The organism is Dyella sp. SYSU CM1112, from assembly GCF_058216415.1.
Genome location: NZ_JBZEGI010000017.1, coordinates 65,995 through 83,394, shown reverse-complemented (window position 1 = coordinate 83,394; position 17,400 = coordinate 65,995). Strand labels below are relative to the sequence as shown.

At 58.8% G+C, this 17,400-nt stretch carries 15 protein-coding genes; 8 read left to right on the top strand and 7 right to left on the bottom strand.

The annotated features are described in order from the left end of the window. The 3 genes from AC4HNJ_RS19170 to AC4HNJ_RS19160 form a co-directional block, all read right to left on the bottom strand. Window positions 1-936: Kelch repeat-containing protein (locus tag AC4HNJ_RS19170; protein WP_490481208.1), on the bottom strand; the 936-nt coding region annotated here is incomplete at its 3' end. Window positions 937-1,036: 100 nt separating this feature from the next. Continuing rightward, window positions 1,037-4,465 (bottom strand): pre-peptidase C-terminal domain-containing protein, encoded by a 3,429-nt coding sequence (locus tag AC4HNJ_RS19165; RefSeq protein ID WP_490481207.1) that lies wholly within the window; start codon window positions 4,463-4,465, stop codon window positions 1,037-1,039. Between the two features lie 255 nt (window positions 4,466-4,720). After that, entirely contained in the window at window positions 4,721-7,774 is a 3,054-nt protein-coding gene (locus tag AC4HNJ_RS19160) for a beta strand repeat-containing protein (RefSeq protein WP_490481206.1), read from the bottom strand. Window positions 7,775-8,046: 272 nt separating this feature from the next. Here AC4HNJ_RS19160 and AC4HNJ_RS19155 point away from each other — a divergent pair, with 272 nt between their 5' ends. Both AC4HNJ_RS19155 and AC4HNJ_RS19150 read left to right on the top strand, forming a co-directional pair. Beyond that, a complete protein-coding gene (locus tag AC4HNJ_RS19155; protein WP_490481205.1) occupies window positions 8,047-8,553 on the top strand; it encodes a hypothetical protein in 507 nt (168 codons plus the stop codon). A 27-nt stretch (window positions 8,554-8,580) separates the two neighbouring features. Further along, window positions 8,581-9,645 (top strand): cytochrome-c peroxidase, encoded by a 1,065-nt coding sequence (locus AC4HNJ_RS19150; RefSeq protein ID WP_490481204.1) that lies wholly within the window; start codon window positions 8,581-8,583, stop codon window positions 9,643-9,645. A gap of 209 nt (window positions 9,646-9,854) precedes the next feature. On the opposite strand, the gene AC4HNJ_RS19145 is transcribed toward AC4HNJ_RS19150, so the two are convergent. After that, the gene (locus tag AC4HNJ_RS19145) at window positions 9,855-10,394 is read right to left on the bottom strand and encodes a carboxymuconolactone decarboxylase family protein (protein WP_490481203.1); all 540 of its coding nucleotides are present in this window, start codon (window positions 10,392-10,394) and stop codon (window positions 9,855-9,857) included. A gap of 51 nt (window positions 10,395-10,445) precedes the next feature. Then, entirely contained in the window at window positions 10,446-11,204 is a 759-nt protein-coding gene (locus AC4HNJ_RS19140) for an SDR family NAD(P)-dependent oxidoreductase (RefSeq protein WP_490481202.1), read from the bottom strand. A 115-nt stretch (window positions 11,205-11,319) separates the two neighbouring features. On the opposite strand from AC4HNJ_RS19140, the gene AC4HNJ_RS19135 reads away from it, so the two are divergent. Together AC4HNJ_RS19135 and AC4HNJ_RS19130 are read left to right on the top strand one after the other, a co-directional pair. Continuing rightward, window positions 11,320-12,252 (top strand): LysR family transcriptional regulator, encoded by a 933-nt coding sequence (locus tag AC4HNJ_RS19135; protein ID WP_490481201.1) that lies wholly within the window; start codon window positions 11,320-11,322, stop codon window positions 12,250-12,252. Between the two features lie 93 nt (window positions 12,253-12,345). Next, window positions 12,346-12,882, top strand: a complete 537-nt coding sequence (locus AC4HNJ_RS19130; RefSeq protein ID WP_490481200.1) for a carboxymuconolactone decarboxylase family protein — start codon at window positions 12,346-12,348, stop codon at window positions 12,880-12,882. 92 nt (window positions 12,883-12,974) lie between these two features. Here AC4HNJ_RS19130 and AC4HNJ_RS19125 read toward each other — a convergent pair whose 3' ends face one another. Next, window positions 12,975-13,946 carry an AraC family transcriptional regulator gene (locus AC4HNJ_RS19125; RefSeq protein ID WP_490481199.1) on the bottom strand — a complete coding sequence of 324 codons (972 nt, stop codon included), beginning with the start codon at window positions 13,944-13,946 and terminating at the stop codon, window positions 12,975-12,977. A 110-nt stretch (window positions 13,947-14,056) separates the two neighbouring features. Between AC4HNJ_RS19125 and AC4HNJ_RS19120 the strand changes: the two genes are divergently transcribed. The 3 genes from AC4HNJ_RS19120 (at window position 14,057) to AC4HNJ_RS19110 (ending at window position 15,258) form a co-directional block, all read left to right on the top strand. Then, complete coding sequence (locus tag AC4HNJ_RS19120) at window positions 14,057-14,287, top strand: hypothetical protein (protein WP_490481198.1); 231 nt, start codon at window positions 14,057-14,059, stop codon at window positions 14,285-14,287. A gap of 42 nt (window positions 14,288-14,329) precedes the next feature. Further along, entirely contained in the window at window positions 14,330-14,824 is a 495-nt protein-coding gene (locus AC4HNJ_RS19115) for a YkgB family protein (protein ID WP_490481197.1), read from the top strand. 194 nt (window positions 14,825-15,018) lie between these two features. Further along, window positions 15,019-15,258, top strand: a complete 240-nt coding sequence (locus AC4HNJ_RS19110; protein WP_490481196.1) for a hypothetical protein — start codon at window positions 15,019-15,021, stop codon at window positions 15,256-15,258. Window positions 15,259-15,336: 78 nt separating this feature from the next. On the opposite strand, the gene AC4HNJ_RS19105 is transcribed toward AC4HNJ_RS19110, so the two are convergent. Further along, a complete protein-coding gene (locus tag AC4HNJ_RS19105) occupies window positions 15,337-16,284 on the bottom strand; it encodes a LysR family transcriptional regulator (RefSeq protein ID WP_490481195.1) in 948 nt (315 codons plus the stop codon). A gap of 128 nt (window positions 16,285-16,412) precedes the next feature. Between AC4HNJ_RS19105 and AC4HNJ_RS19100 the strand changes: the two genes are divergently transcribed. Next, window positions 16,413-17,393, top strand: coding sequence for an NAD(P)-dependent oxidoreductase (locus tag AC4HNJ_RS19100; RefSeq protein ID WP_490481194.1), 981 nt, complete (start codon window positions 16,413-16,415; stop codon window positions 17,391-17,393). The last annotated feature ends 7 nt before the right edge of the window (window positions 17,394-17,400 follow it).

Genomic DNA, 17,400 nt, shown 5'->3' with positions numbered 1-17,400 from the left:
GTAGCGCGAGCCCGGATACAGGTCATCGGGCAATTGCACGAAGGCCAGGCGACCGCCGTCGGTGCCGATCACATGCACGGGCACCGCGCCTTCCGGCCCTAGCAAGGTCACGCTGTGCGTGTTCAGTTGCTTCGCGTCGACGGGCTGCGCGAAGCGCATGACCAAAGGTCCGTGGATGGACGCTGCATGGGTCTCCGCGACGGGGCGTGTCGCGACGATCAAGGAGGTGGACGAGGGTTTTGAAGCCGCAAACTTGGAGGAGGTCTGCGGAGGGAAGACCCAGGCATCGTGCAACGGCTGCCCCTTGGCATCGACACCGTTGGTAATGCGCACCGAGCCATCGGCCTGCAAGGTGGCGATGGCCTCCATGCGCGGCGCATGGGTCTGCGGCAGCGATGTCGCCTGATGGGAGGCCTCATTCCACAGCACCGCCGTGGTCGCGGGTGTGCCATCGGATGACCAGCCTCCGGTCATCAGCAGTGTGCCGTCCGTCAGTACCGTCAAGGTATGACCGGCGCGTACGGGCAAGCCCAAGGGGCCTGTGCGTGCGAACTGCTGCGTGTCGGGGTTGAACCATTCGCCGCTGTCGAGCATATCGCCACGCTCATCGACACCCCCCCAGAACAGCACCAGGCCGTTGGGCATCACCGTGATCGAACCGAAGCGACGGATCTCGGGCAACTTCACGACAACCCGTTGGTTGTCGCCGATGAGATAAGCGAGACCCTCGACGCCGTGCACTTCGAGGGTGCGACCGTCGGACAGCAGCGTATGACTGATGCTTGCCGAGTCTGGCAGTACATACGTGTGTCCCGTGCTGGTGACGCGTTCGGGGAATGCAGGAAGCGGCAGCGCCAAGGCCGCCGCACTGAGTGCTGCCACACCCATCAAACTTGCTAGAGCTATCCGATTCTGCTTTACCCAGTCAACGTTCATCATCAATTCCCTGAATTTCATTCCGCTTAATCTGTCATTACCCGATCGCCGCAGATCTATGTCTGTTCATATCGAGCTGCCCTGGATCCTTGTGCCCGCGCTACTGCGGCACCAATTCGAGCGTGCCGGAGCCTGCTACTCCGGACGTCGATACAACGATGGTATACGTTCCGCTCACCGGCAAATTCTGTAGCGTGACCGAACTTGAGCTTGCGGAGCTAAAAGAGCTGTATGCATCGCTTGCGGTAATTTCCGCAACATCCGGGCGATAAACGCTCACGTAGACGGACAACCCGGATGGATTGCTCGTGGTGACGTTCGAAAGGTCGAGCACCACGTTATCACCTGCGTTCGCAGTAAACGTCAAACGCTCTACTTGCCCAAAATTCAGATTGACCGCCGTTGGCGTATTGGCCTGTAGAACGGGACCTTGTACGTCGGCGGTGAGCAGCGCGTCGAAGTTCAATGTGCTGCTTTGGTCAGGTGGTGATACCACGATCGTGTACGCCCCGGCGGACAGATTCCAAAGGGAATAACGACATGTCCATGCCTTGTAGCACTGCCCGCCACTGGCAACATTTGTACCACTAGCATCAAAGACGTTGAATGTCATTGATGCACCAGTGGTTCCTTGGACATCATCTTGGACATTACTAAAAGTGAGCTCCAGGTCGTCGCCTTGATTGGCATTAAAGGCCAAGTAGACGTTTTGACCTGCCCCGCTTGCTTCGTAGTTCAAATTCGCACCGTTGCTTGCAAGGGCACCGGTACCCAGCAACGTCGTGGTCAGCTGCGCCGTACCCGGAACACCCGAGGTATAAACCACCAAAGTGTAGATCCCTGTTACAGGCAGGTTTTGTAGATTGACGGTTATCGCCCCGTTTGCATTGAACGTCGTGTAGTAGTTGGCCGTGGTGATAAGTGTGTTTGCCGGACTGTAAACATTCACGTACACGGGAAGTCCGGTCGGGTTGGAGGTGTTCGCATTCGATAGATTCAGCGCAACATTGTTGCCTGCGGTCGCACTGAGCGTCAGCCTCTCAACCTGCCCCAGGCCGAGCGTAATGCTTGCAGCCTGGCCCGACATCAACGATGGCCCGATCACGTCAGACGTGAGCACAGCATCGAATCCCACCGTGCTGCTCTGGTCGGGTGGGGAGACAACGACTAGGTACTTACCTGCATTGAGATTCCATAGTGAATAGCGGCATGTCCAACCGTCGTTGCAATTGGTACTACTGCTAGCGATATTGACGCCGTTGGAATCGTACACATTCAATATCAACGAACCAGCGTCGCTGCCGGATACGTTGTTCAGAGTCAACTCCAGATTGTCGCCTTGATTCGCAGAGAAGGTCATGAAGGCACTTTGACCGGCGCCACCGGCGCTGTAAGCCTGATTCGTGCCGTTTATCGTCATGGGCGCAGGGACCACGGGAATCCATGTGAGCTGGGCGGTTCCTTGCACTCCGGACGTAAACACCACAACGGTATAGGTCCCCGTGCTTGGAAGGCTTGCAAGGTTGACGGCACGGGAGCCTTCGGCAGCAATCGTGGTGTAGAAATTGCCAGGTTGAATCGGCGTATTGTTCGGGCCGTAAACGTTGAACGTCACTGGCAAACCTGAAGGGTTGGACGTGCTGGCATTGGCTATATTCAGTACTGCGCTATCGCCAGCGCTGGCCTGAAACGTAAATCGCTCGACCTGACCAAGGCCCAAGCTCACCGTTACAGGTGTGTTGGCGCTTAATGCAGGAGCGACGATATCGGTCGACAACATGCCGTTAAAGGTGATGCTGCTGTTTGTATCCGGCGGTGACACCACGACCGTGTAGGTTCCCGCTGCAAGGTTCCAAAGCGGGTAGCGACAGGTCCACTGACTATAGCAATTGGCGCCGCTGGCGACATTGACACCATTGGCGTTGTACACATTTACTTGCAGGCTGGCAGTAGCCGATCCAGTGATCGTCACGCCGCTTAAAGTCAGCTCCAGGTTGTCGCCCTGCTGAGCCACAAACGTCATGTTGACGTTTTGGCCGGGGACATAGCCGTTATACGCGTTGGACTGACCATTCGCAGTGATCGTGTCTTGCACGCCCGGCTCGATATCCACTTGCATGCTGCCCATCACGCCACTGCCGCCGCCAACGATCATCTGATAGGTGCCACTGTTTGCAGGCAGCAAGTTGAGAGTGGCGCTACTACTGGTGGAGCCGCTCGTATAGCTCTGCTGTCCAGGGGTATAGATTGAGTAGTTCATCGATCCGTCAGAGGGACTCGTCGATGCGTTGGCCATGGCTACGGTCATCACTCGACCGACCGTCATAGGGAATAGCATTCGCTTGCTTTGCCCTGGAATCGAGGTGACCACTGTGGCGGGTTGACTTATCGCAAGCACGCTGGCGTGCTCGTACCCCATGGTCAGTTGGGCCCCAGCCGTATCGGGCGTTATCGTCACCAGGTAAGTTCCCGTGGTCACCAACTGAGGCAGATGGATCGAGGGCGACGCGCTGGATACCACGCCCTGAAGCAGCACCTGATTACCCGGTGCATACACGGTATAGGCGATGTTGGCAGCGGTGGATGTCAGCGCACTGATCTGCAGACTGAGCCAGTCGCCCGCATGTCCATCAAACAGCACCGCACCTGTTTGCCCGCCCGCGGGGATTGTCAGATTAACGTTATTACCGTTGGCAAGGGTACCGCTGCTAACGATGTTGCTGGCACTTAGGCCATTAGGTAACACGATGACTGGATTGGCGCTGATCGCCTGGCCATAGAGTGTGTTGACGGTGATGTATCCGCTGGTATCGGTGCCTGTGACAGTGTGCACGATCTGACTATCACTGATCGTCGAGTTTGCAGAGAGATCTCGATCTCCCCAGGTCATCACCGTTTGCCCGGCTACTGGATCAAGGTGTGCGCCCGTGATCGTCAAGGCGCCTCCAACCGCGACTGCACTTGGCGATACCGTGTTGATCGTCGGTGGTACGCCAGTATCGTCAACTACGAAAGGTACTGAACTGGTGACCGTTTGATTGCCTATCGTCACGCTGACAGGCCCGGTTGCCGCTCCGCTCGGAACCACTGCAACAAGCTGGGTAGCCGATGCCGAAAGTACCGTTGCGGTGACACCATCGAAACTCACGGTGTCGTTGGCTGGGTTAGGGTCGAAACGTTGCCCTTGAAGCGCGACCTGTGTTCCCGCCTCGCCATGGGTGGGCGTGAAGGCAAAGACCGCCAATTGATCTGACGACAGCGGCGCACTGATCTGACTAGCGTGTCCGAGTGCGTTGTAGCTGTACTGCACACTGCTGCCGCTACTCGCCGTCACGGCTGCCACACGACCGTTAGCGTCGTATACGTAATTGGTCGACTGCGCATGTGTCACGCCCCATCCCACGAGGCAGAGCATCCCGACAATGGTTGTGCGAAACAGGTAATCAAGCCGGCATAAAACACGCCGGCTTACCATCGATACACACCGTCCATGATCTGTCGCCCCCGAACCATCCCCCTGAGATTGCATGCTTACATTCCTGTCTAATATCCCAAACAAGACGGCTGGACTAATCTCATTGAGCGCTAGGCTCCGTCCTGTGCTGTCGCTATGAGTTAGCCGATGGAAGCCCCAAGGCAAACGGCACTGAGAGCTGCCAAGCCAATCAAACTCACCAGCCCCGTACCACCTAATCCGATCCCTTTTGATTTCATCGTTGGTTCGCTAAGAACAGTACTTCGTGATCTCGATTTGGGTCGCTAAACAAATTGCATCCCATCTCGATTACTGCGATACGAGCGTTATCTGTGCGTTAGCTGGAATCCCGGTCGTAAAAACGATAACCGTGTAGGTGCCGCTGGCAGGAAGATTCGGCAGGTTCTCAACCGTCGAACTCGTCGTGCTGAATTGCGCGTACTCGTTCGTGACGGTGAGTGTCCCGGTCGTCGGGCTGTAGACATTCACCCATATCGTCTGGCCAGTCGGCGTGGTGCTCACGCCTGACAATTGCAACGCTACCGTGTCGCCGGCATTGGCTGTGAACGTCAGCCGCTCCATTTGGCCCACACCCAGATTGATCGTCGTGGGCGTATTGGGCGTAAGGCTCGGCCCCACTACGTCCGGTTGTATCAGTGCATTGAAGCTCATCGTGCCGCTACTCAGCGGCGACACGATCACTGAGTACGTACCTGCTGCAAGATTCCATAGGGCCATCCGACCTGTGGCTCCTGGATTGGAGGTATAACAGTCGAAGCTTCCAACGTAGTTTCCAGCGTTGTAGACACTGACCATAACACCGCTTCCCGCGCTTACGCTGAGGTTGTCCAACGTCAACTCGAGGTTGGCGCCAGCACTGGCCGTGAACGTCAAGTACGCATCCTGTCCCGCCACGCTGGTGCTGTAGTGCTGAGGTGTGCCATTGCTCGACAATGCACCCGTAGTTCCTGACACCAATGTCAGTTGTCCGCTGCCGGGAATCCCGGTCGTAAAAACAGTAACCGTGTAGGTGCCGCTGGCGGGAAGATTCGGCAGGTTCTCAACCGTCGAACCCGTCGTGCTGAATTGCGCGTACTCGTTCGTGACGGTGAGTGTCCCGGTCGTCGGGCTATAGACGTTCACCCACATTGTCTGGTCCGCTGGCGTGGTACTCACGCCTGACAGTTGCAACGCTACCGTGTCGCCGGCATTGGCCGTGAACGTCAGCCGCTCCATTTGGCCCACACCCAGATTGACCGTCGTGGGCGTATTGGGCGTAAGGCTCGGCCCCACTACGTCCGGTTGTATCAGTGCATTGAAGCTCATCGTGCCGCTACTTAGCGGCGACACGATCACTGAGTACGTACCTGCTGCAAGATTCCATAGGGCCATCCGACCTGTGGCTCCTGGATTGGAGGTATAACAGTCGAAGCTTCCAACGTAGTTTCCAGCGTTGTAGACACTGACCATAACACCGCTTCCCGCGCTTACGCTGAGGTTGTCCAACGTCAACTCGAGGTTGGCGCCAGCACTGGCCGTGAACGTCAAGTACGCATCCTGTCCCGCCACGCTGGTGCTGTAGTACTGAGGTGTGCCATTGCTCGACAATGCACCCGTAGTTCCTGACACCAATGTCAGTTGTCCGCTGCCGGGAATCCCGGTCGTAAAAATGGTAACCGTGTAGGTGCCGCTGGCGGGAAGATTCGGCAGGTTCTCAACCGTCGAACCCGTCGTGCTGAATTGCGCGTACTCGTTCGTGACAGTGAGTGTTCCGGTCGTCGGGCTATAGACGTTCACCCACATTGTCTGGCCCGCTGGCGTGGTGCTCACGCCTGACAGTTGCAACGCTACCGTGTCGCCGGCATTGGCCGTGAACGTCAGCCGCTCCATTTGGCCCACACCCAGATTGATCGTCGTGGGCGTATTGGGCGTAAGGCTCGGCCCCACTACGTCCGGTTGTATCAGTGCATTGAAGCTCATCGTGCCGCCTGGTGGCGTGACGATCACTTGATACGTACCCGCGGCTAAATTCCACATCGCCATTCGGCAATCGCCACCCGGGTTGGTGGGGTAACACGTAAATCCCTCGACGTAGGTGCCTCCTTCCGTGTAGAGATTCGCCTGAATACCATCGTTATTGTTGGAGATCTGCACCTGGTTAATCAGCAATTCCAGGTTATCGCCCGCGTTGGCCGTATACCAAAGCCGCTCGGATCGCGACGCGGTGCCTGTCGCTATCGCCAACGAGGCACCCGACACAAGCCTTGGATCTGCCTCTACCGCTATGGAGAGTTGCGCGCCGGATGTGTCTGGTTGGAACGTCGCCAAGTAAGTGCCACTGACGGACAATTTTGGCAAATGGATAGATGGCGATGCCGCTGAGACAGTCCCTTGTTGGATCAGTACATCTCCTGGCGCGTAAATTTTGTAGTCGATGTTGCTCGCCGTGGATGCAATACCGGTTGCCTGCAAGCTCAACCACTCGCCTGTATTGGCGTCAAATAGAATTGCCCCGACTTGACCCGCACCCCCAACATTCAGCGTTACCGGCACGCCACCACTAGTGGCATAACTACTGCTGACCACGCTAGACGTAGTGACCCCGCTGGGCAGCGTGATGACAGGCGATGCACTCGTCGCCTCCCCGTACGGAGTTTCCACGGTGACATAGCCACTAGTAATGGCAGCGTATTGAAGCTGCGTGTCACTCACCGATGAGAGCGGCGGTACATCCATACCACCCGTTTGCACCGCTGTGTCACCTGGCACCGGATCGAGATGCGTACCTGTGATCGTTACCATGCCCCCCGCCGCCACTATGAGCGGACTGACTTGCGTAATCGCCGGCTGCAAGCCCGTATCGTCGATCACGAACGGCGTGGCACTGCTCGCATTTTGACTGCCGACCGTGACGCTGATCGGTCCGGTCGTCGCGCCATCTGGTACGCTCGTTACCAGTTGCGTGGCCGTGGCCGAAAGCACAGTCGCGATCGTGCCGTTGAAGCTCACGGTGTCATTGGCGGCGTTGGTATCGAAGCCCTGCCCTTGAATCGTGACCTGCGTATCGCCTTCGCCATGGGTGGGCGTGAAAGCAAAGATCGCCAACTGATCTGGCGACAGCGGCGCACTGATCTGGCTAGCGTGGCCGAGCGCGTTGTAGCTGTATTGGACGCTGGTGCCGTTGTTGGCCGTGACGGCCACTACGCGGCGATTGGCGTCGTACACATAGCCGGTTTGCTGGGCGTGAAGCATGCCTGCCCAGAGCGCGAAGCTACTCAGCGCCCACAGCAGAAACGTGGAAAGGCATCGTCCTGATCGGCAATGTCCCTTCAAGCCGAACCAACCGTTGCCCTGCGACTCCATACGCACGTCCCTTATGCCGTTCCATCGTGAACGACTGGCTTGATGTTTCGCCGGATGCCCGAACTGGGCGCCCCCTTACCCTCCCACGACGCGATCGGCACTTCGCGGGCTACTCCTCGTTTATACCATCACAAATCCATGTGACGGTTTTGTGAAGAAGAGCGCAGTAGCCAGATCATCGGTAATCCGCTTTAATGCGTCGCGATGACATGAAACGAATGGGCTCGCCGAGCCCATTCCCAGGGGCAGGATGATTTTCCATGAGGGAACACATGATGCGGTCTAGATGGCTGGTGGGCGTGGGTGTATTGGTCGTGGCCTTGGCGGGTTGCAACCACCCTTCATCCCCAAGCGGTACGTCGAACACAACCGCTTCTGCGCAGGCAGGTCCCGCAAAACCCGCCGCCACGGCGGATGAAAATACCTGGGGTAACTACCTTTCCGAACAGGGCAAGCTGCATGGCAAGGATGTCGGCATGAGGCCGTACATCTATGTCATTCCCGGCGGCGATAGCGTAGGGGCGAATGCTCGCCGGCAGAACGAAACCGATTCGATCGTGCACAGCATCGGTCCCATTTTGATGCCGGGCGGCATGCTGATCCTGGGCGGTCCGGATGCGAAGCAAACCACTGCATTTATCGCCAACCTCTCCAAGCAACTGAAGGCCGATGTCATGAAGGGCATCGTGGTGATGGTAGTAAGCGATGCTTCCGAGCAAGCGGCGGATACGGCTGCGCTGAAATACAGCGGGGCCACCGTGCGCTTTGTGACGATGTAACGCCCACGTATTTGTAGAGGCGGCAGCGTGTCCGCAGGATGGCCATGGCACTCCTTCCGCCGGATCGGGCTGATAGCCCTCGCCGTGTGCGGCGTGCTGGTGGCGCTGGCGGTTATCGATCATCACGCACGCCGGTCATCGGCATCCCCGTCGCTCACAGCGCGACGCGTGGCCTTGGGCAAGCAGCTTTTCAACGATGCTCATTTAAGTGCAGACGGCACGATCCGCTGCGCCTCATGCCATAAGCCGGAGAACCATTACACCGATGGTCGACGCGTGGCGGTGGGTGTCGAGGGGCGCACTGGCACGCGCAATACGCCGAGCTTGATGACGATCATGGACGCCCAGGAAACATCCTTTTTCTGGGATGGACGGCGCAGCAGCTTGAATCAGGCGGTATTGGATCCGCTCACCAATCCTGTCGAAATGGGATTACCCGGCCAGGCAGCCTTGCTCCAGCGGGTTGCGCAAGAACCGAGCTATATAAAAGCTTTTGCACAAGCCTTTCCTGACGCAACACCTGCGGTTACGACGGCGCACATCGCCGCGGCGCTGGTGGCCTATATCCGCTCCCTGAAATCCTCCGAGAGCGCCTACGATCGTTATGCCGACGGTGACAAAACGGCACTAAGCCCTCGCGCCCTTCTTGGCCTGGGTATTTTCAGAGGCAAGGGACGTTGCGCGGAATGCCACCTCTTGACCGGCACGCCGGCGATGCTCACTGATCACGGCTATCACCGCACAGGTGTCGGTTTGGATGCGATCGCATCCGACCTTCCCAACTTGACGGCAAGTGTGATCCAGCGATCCCTGCTGGGCGCGGCGATTGGTGACCGCGTTGCTACGCATGCCGATGAGGCTCAGCTAGGGCGCTTCAATGTCACACGCGATCCTGCCGACATCGGGCTGTTTCGCACACCCTCCCTGCGTGATGTTTCCCACACGGCGCCCTATATGCACGACGGCAGCGTTGCCACGCTGGACGATGCCATCGATCGCGAAGTCTATTATCGAAGCCTGCAGAGCGGCCATCCGCTGCAGCTTACGGTGGAAGAAAGAAAAGACCTCAAGGCATTCTTGCAAGCGCTTTGAACAAACCTGCCAGATCACTCTTGCGCTCGTTTTTCAAAGCAACCCCTCTTCGAAATGATGCCCTTGCTTATCCATTAAAAAAACAGATACAGGCCTGCGTCCACTGGAAAGGCAGCATCAAGGCCGGCATCACGAATACTGGGCCACATCGAAAGCCGCCAGGTCTTGACGGCTTTCGCGTTTCCACGGGTTGAACGTCAATCGCTTGCTCAAGCGGCAAGCTTGGGCGCCGCCGGAAAATCCACCGGCACCTTGGTGACGGAGTGCAGGTAGTTGGTGACGGTCTTGTCGCCGATGGTCACGATGGTGTCGACCAGGTTTCCCTTGGTCCAGCCGGCCTGGAAGAACGCATCGACCAATGCCTGATCGGCGCGGCCACGCTCCGTAACGATGTTCTTCACAAGACGGGCCAGGGCGTCGAGCTTGGCGTCGAAGCTGGCTTTGCCGCTGCGGATTTCGAGCACCTGTTCGTCGGTAAAGCCATGCATCTTGCCGACCATGGTATGTGCTGCCAGGCAGTACTCGCATTGGTTGACCTGGCTGACGACCAGGTTCACCACTTCACGCGCCTTGGCGCTGATGCTGCTCTTGCCGTTCTGGAAAGCCAGGTAATTGCCCAGGGCATGTTCGGAGTGTGCCAGCGTGGCATAAAGATTGGGCACCATGCCGAGGCCTTTCTTGAGATTATCGAACAGCTCTTGATTCGCGGCGGACACCTCGTCGCGGGTGGGAACGTTGAACACGGTCATGCTGTTTCTCCTGATGAGATGTAATGGACCACAGATCGAAAAGGCCACGCGTTACTGCGCGACGAAACCGCCGTCGACGGCGATGGACTGGCCGGTGAGATAACGCGCCTTGTCGCTGGCGAGGAAAAGAATGGTCTGCGCAATCTCGTCCACATCCGCCGCACGCTTGGCGGGAATCAAGCCGAGAAAACCAGCCTTGGCGTCTTCGCTGCCGCCGACGAAGCGATCAAGCATGTCGGTCGCCACCGGACCTGGCGCTACGGCATTGACGCGCACACCTGAGGCGGCGCCTTCCAGCGCGGCGCTCTTGGTCAGGCCCTCGACGGCGTGCTTGCTGGCGACGTAAACGGAAGCACCGGCGAAACCGACTTTTCCGGCCACCGACGAAAGATTGATGATCGAGCCAGAACCCTGCGCCAGCATCACACGCATTTCATGCTTTACCGAAAGCAGCGTGCCCAGCACATTGGTGGCAAAGGTGGCTTCGTAATTCTCGGTGGGTTGATCGACGATCGGCATAAGCTGACCTTCCGTGCCGGCATTGTTGACGGCGGCATCGATGCGGCCGAAGCGCGCGACCGTCTGGTCGACCAGGTGGCGCACATCCGCTTCGAAGCGCACATCGGCGCGCAGGAATTCCGCTTGCACGCCCATGCTGCGCAATTCCGCGGCCAGCGCGTTGCCGGCTTCTTCGCGGCGCCCACTGACGACGATGCGCGCGCCTTCCTTTGCAAAGGCAATGGCCGTGGCGCGGCCAATACCGGTGAGCGCGCCAGTGATCAGAACGACAGGGGAAGTGTTCGTGTTCATGAGAAAGCTCCACAGGTGAGAGATGTTGGAGTGCACTCTGATTGATTCCCGCGATGTCCACTAGACAGCAAACCGTCATATCATTAAGTCCCGTCAGGAATGAAAAGGCGACCCCGTGGACAAATTGCAGGCCATGCAAGTTTTCGTACGTGTGGTGGAAGCCGGAAGTTTTTCGGCCGTCGCGCGCGAATTGAACGCCACGCAAAGCGCGGTGAGCAAACAGATCGCAGCGTTGGAAAACGAACTCGGCGCCAAACTGCTCAGCCGCACCACGCGCTCGCTTGCGCTCACCGAAGAAGGCGAGCGCTATTTCGAGCAGGCCCGCCGCCTGGTAGCCGAGATCAGCGAAACAGAGGCCTCACTCAAGCGCGGCGGCCAGCAGTTGAAAGGATGGTTGCGCGTGGCCGCGTCGGTAGGATTTGGACGGCTAAAGCTGATGCCGCTGGTGCAAACCTTTCTGGCCAAGCATGCCGACGTCAAGATCGACCTGCGCCTCAGCGACAGCTTTATCGATCTGGTAGAACGCGGTATCGACGTCGCCGTGCGTATTGGCGAATTACCCGACAGCAGCTTGATTGCCCGCACGATTGGCGTGTCCCGGCGTGAACTGGTGGCGCACCGCAATTATCTCCGGCGTTTGCCTAGAGGCATAAAAATGCCACGCGTCCCTGACGATCTGGCGCAACACAATTGCATCGTCTACACCGGCACCACCATGCGCAACCTCTGGCGCCTGATGGCGGGACCAGGCGCGACGGATCCTGAAGGAACCCTTCGCACAATCAAAGTCGAAGGCAATCTGCAGACGGACAGTAGCGAAGTGGTGCGTGCATCCGTGCTGTCCGGCATGGGCATCAGCTACACCCCTACTTGGCTGTTCGAACCGGAAATGGCCAGCGGCGATGTGCTGCGTGTATTGCCGGATTGGTCGATGCCGTCACCAATTCATCTGGTGAGTCCGCAAGAGCGTCGCCATTCGGCCAAGGTCAAAGCCTTCGTTGAGCATGTGGCGCGCGCTTTCGATGCCGACACGCGACGCCCACGGTGAGACGAACTGGCATATTATTGAGCGTCCAAGGCATTAAAGAGATCACGCCTCCTTCGTAAAGTGGTGCCACCTCGACCACGAAGGCGTTCTGCCATGTCTCGCATCATCACCCCCTCCCCCGCTTCCGCCACCGGTGCCGCAGCTGAAGTTTTCGAACAGATCCGTCGCGCCGCCGGCAGTGTTCCCAATGCTTATGCAGCGATCGGCGCATTGAATCCCGCTGCGCTGAAAGCCATGCTGCACGTGGATAGCGTGCTGGCATCCGGCTCGCTCAGCAAGCAGGATCAGGAAACCATCAAGCTCACTGTGAGCGTTGTGGCCGGCTGCGACTACTGTGTCGCCGCACACAGCCTGATCGGCAAGCTGGCAGGGCTCAAGCCAGAAACGCTCAAGCAGATCCGCGACGGTGAATCCACCGGTGACGACAAGCGCGATGCACTCGTCCGTTTTGTACGCAGCCTGCTAGGCACCAGCGGTACGATCGGCGATGAAGCATTCAACGCCATCAAGGCGGCCGGCTATAGCGATGCGCAGCTCGTTGACATCGCCTTGGCCATCACCGTCATCACCTTCACCAACACGTTCAACCGCATCAACGACACGACGGTCGATTTTCCGGCCGTGAAGTAACGCATGCGGATGCGCGAATGGGCGCTGCCGCCGGTGGCGCCCTCCGGCGTATTCAGGGGTACGAGTTGCTTGCCCAAGCGGACCGGGCCGCTCTATCGCCCATCCTCATGTTTGCCGGACTCGGTACGACGCCAATACGCCGGCGTCACGCCCATGTGCTGTTTGAACGCACGCTGGAACGCGGCTTCGGATTGATAGCCCACCGCCTCGCCGACAGCGCCCGTCGAAGCGGAGGGATTGCGCAGTGCGTTCGCCGCCACCGTCATGCGAATGTCCAACAACAGATCGCTTGCGGAACGCCCCAGCTTTTCCTGGAACAAGCGTACAAACGTTGCGCGCGACATATTGCAAAGCTGTGCAAGCGATGGGAGCGTCCACGGTTGTTCCGGGCGCTGGAACAACGCTTCCAGCGCAGGCGCCAGGCGCGGGTAGCCGGCCAAGGCAAGCAGGCCCGCAGGCGCTTCCTCGCGTTCGCTCGCAAAGCGCAAAGCCAGTGCGAATAAAGCCGTCGATAACGCATTGAGCATGGCACGTCCGCCCAAACGGTCGGCGTCGCTGGACTCCATCCGCATCAATGTCATCAGGTCGGATAAGCGCGCGCCGGCCGATGGTGCATCGGCCGCATCGGCGTGGCCCGATGATCGCACGATCAGTCGCTGCGGTAGATAGCCTCGCAACACGCGTGCGTGCGTGCTGTTGAATACGAAGCGACCGCACATCATGTCGAGCTGCTCGCCCTTACCGCTGTTTTCACTGAAGGTCAGGTTCGCTTCCACGCGTTCCCGCGATGGCTTCGCACGCTTGCCGCTTCCGTCGTGCATGGTGTGTGCGCCGCCGTTGGCAATCAGCAGGATGTCACCGGCCATCAGACGCTGCGGTGGTCCGCCTGCAGGATCTTCCAGCGTGGCAGAACCCCTCAGCACCACGTGATAAGGCATTTCTCCGCTGGGTGAAGCATCCTGATCGATGCGCCACGGTGCGCCATAAAAGCAACGCAGGTCCAGTTGCCCACGTACGGGCGTCATCTCCAGCAGACGGCTAAGCCAATCCAGAGGCTGCGACATAGGTCATCCCGTTTGAGACTATCAAGCATTTATTTGAGCAGCAACGACATTAACTGACTCAATCCTTCTTCGTAAAGTGAGCTTATGCCCATCAACGAAGGAATGTCTCCATGTCACGCATCCGCACGCCTGCTCGCAAATCCGCCACAGGCGAGTCGGCCGCCATCTTCGGGCAGATCAAGCAAGCCAGCGCTCCGTTCCCAATTGTTACGCCGCCGTCGGACGCCGACTACACCGACGCGCAATGGGTGGACATCAGCCTCGCCATCGCCGTCAACACCTTCACCCATGTCTTCAATCGCATCGACAGCACGCTGATCGATCTGCCGGCGTTCGCTTGAGCACCCCCTATTCCACACACACTCTGTATAGAGGTATCGACCATGCACCTACTCCTGCAACTTTTCGCAAAGTCCGGCTTGCTAAAGAAGGATCTCGATTACCACCTGCTACGCGCATCGATGGTGATTATCTTTTTCTTCTTCGGTTACCAGAAATGGTTTGAATACGAAGCACAGGTGCTGATTCCCTACATCAGCAACGGTCCGCTCATTGCCTGGATGTATCCCGTCTTCGGCATTCGTGGCGCGAGCTGGTTCCTGGGTGTTTCCGAGTGGACGTTCGGCGCGCTTATCTTCGCCGGTTTCTGGAACAAGCGCCTGGGCATGCTCGGTGCGGCGGGCTCCGTGGTGACCTTTATCATGACCGTCACCATCATTCCCTTCATGCCCCATGGCTGGGCCGCATCAGCCGGTGGTTTTCCGGCGATGGTCGGCAATGTGCCGTTTCTCATGAAGGACGTCGTGCTCCTCGCCGTGTCCGTCTACCTGCTCAAGGAAGATGTGGCGCGGGCGTTGGCAGCGACGCGCAAGGCATGAACGCCTGACAATCGGTGGCCGGAAATTTGACGCCCTCCGCTCATCGACCATCGGCGACGCCGGCATTCCGTCACACGGCGAATGCCGACGCCGTCGCATTTCAAACTGTGATGCACATCAAATTTCGCGCCCGTGCTTGGCCGGATTGCTGCATTACCAGCGTCGAGCCATACCACGGCAACCGAGGCCTCATCATGGAACAGATCGTCAAATGCGTTATCGCCGGCGGCCCGCAGCACGGGCTGGTGCGCAGGCAACTATGGGATCCGCTCTATCCTGCACCACCTATTTTGCCGACGGATGACGGGCAGCTATGTATCGCCGCCGCACAACGCGTGCGCAGCGATAACGACAGCTACTTCGTACTGCTGCACCCGCATGCAACCGGCAAGCAGTTCCTGGACATCCTGTCCACGCTGGGCGCGTGCGCTTGACCGTTTACGTCACATATCGTCCCTGCCGGGCCTATCGGTTAAACCATCTCGACGGTTTTCAGCCGGTTCCCCCGCACATCACTCATTTACTGGGTGTTTTTTGCGCTCCCAATAAGGGGGACGCCCAAACCGCTGCTCGAAGAACGTGAGGAAAGCGCGCACCTTCGGTGGCACTACTTTCTTGGGCGGATAAACACCCCAGATGGCGCGAGTCGGTCCCGGCGCAATCTGCGCTTCCCATTCATCCAGTACCGTCACCAGCCGCCCTTCGGCCATCGCATTGCCGGTCAACCAGGTCGGCAGCATCGCCAAACCCAAACCCGCCAGCGCCGCTTCAAGCAGCGCCTCGGAATGGTTCGCGCGAAACTTGCCGCGCACGGCTATTTCCTGCGGCGTGTTGCGCGGCGCATCGTGCCGCGCGAAATACCACGCGTCCTTGGGCTGCAAGGCAAATAGCAGGCAGGCGTGATCTTCCAGATCACGTGGCTCGATGATGGGCCTGCCCGACTGCAGATACATCGGGCTCGCCACTACCGTGCGGCGATGCGGCGCCAAACGCTTGGCAACAAGACGCGAATCGGTCAACGCACCGATGCGCACGGCGAGGTCGCATCCGCTGGCGATAAGGTCTACGGTTTCGTCGCTGAGCGTGAGGTCGATACGGATGTCAGGATAGTCCGCCATGAAATCCGGCAAATGCGGCACGATGTGCCAACGTCCGAACACCACCGGAATATTCAAGCGCAACAAGCCTTGCGGCCGCGCATTGAGCGATGTCGCGGTGAGCCGCGCCTGCGCAACATCCTCCAGAATACGCACCACATGCTCGTGAAAATGCCTGCCCACTTCCGTGAGATGCAAGGCACGCGTGGAACGATTGAACAATGCTGCGCCGAGATCCGCTTCCAGCGCGCTGATATAGCGCGATACGGTGGAAACCTTCACGCCTTCTTCTTCCGCCGCCTTGGAAAAACTGCCTAATTCGACAGCGTGGGCAAAGGCTCGCATGGCTGCCAAGTAATCCACGTATTCCCTCCTATCGTCGCGCCGAGGGCTTTGCCCCTTTTGGCAAAAATCATTTGCCGCAAGAGCCATTCTCAGGGGTTTCGTGCGCGCGCACCATCTGCTTCAACCCACGCGCACCGAGGTTTCCCATGCATTCTATGCCACCCCCGCAGAGGCCGTCCGAAGGGCTCGCCGGCGCAGCGTCATCGACCGAAAAGAAAAGTGTCGCCACTTGCGTTGGCGTTGTGGGCCTCGGACACATGGGGCATGCGCTCGCTTCCACCTTGCTTGCCTGCGGCTACATGGTGGTGGCATTCGATCGCGACGGACAACGCCAGCGCGCACTGCAGATCGAAGGCGCACATGTCGCTGCACGCCTCGCCGACCTGAAAGTCTGCGATGTCGTGATCAGCTCGCTGCCCAACGACGAGGTGCTGGAGACGGTCGCACTCGGCGCCAACGGACTGGTCAAGTACATGGCGGCAGGCTCCATGCATATTTCCACCAGCACCGTCAGCCCCCATCTTTCGCGCCGGCTGGCACAGGCGCACGCGGCGCAAGGGCAATCATTCGTGGCGGCGGCCATCGTCGGCAATCCCGATCTGGCGCGTGCGCAACGCATCTTCATCCTGATGGCGGGGAAGGCAGACGCCACGAAAGCCGCCCACCCTATTCTGGAACGTCTCGCTCAACGTGTTTTCGATCTCGGCGAAGACCCTGGCAAGGCCAGCATCATGAAGCTCGCCTGCAACGTGCTCACTGCGGCGACCCTGCAAAGCATGGGCGAAGTATTCGCCTTGCTGCGCAAAGCCGGACTCGGCGAAGACACGGCGTTCGATGTGTTCACCGGCACGCTGTTCGACGGCCGCGTGCACAAGGCCTATGGCGGAAAGATCGTGGAGCAACGCTATAGCCCGGCCGGCATGACCACGCCGCTGGCTGCGAAAGATCTGCGCTTGGCCTTGAGCGAAGCCGAGCGCCTGGATGTACCGATGCCGTTGGCGGCGATTGTGCACGATCGCCTGGTGGCCGTTATCGCGAAAGGGTGGGCACATCTGGATTGGTCGGCGCTCGGTGCGCTCGCTGCTGTCGATGCCGGCCTGCCCACTACGGCCTCAGTGCAGGCATGAGGATCGA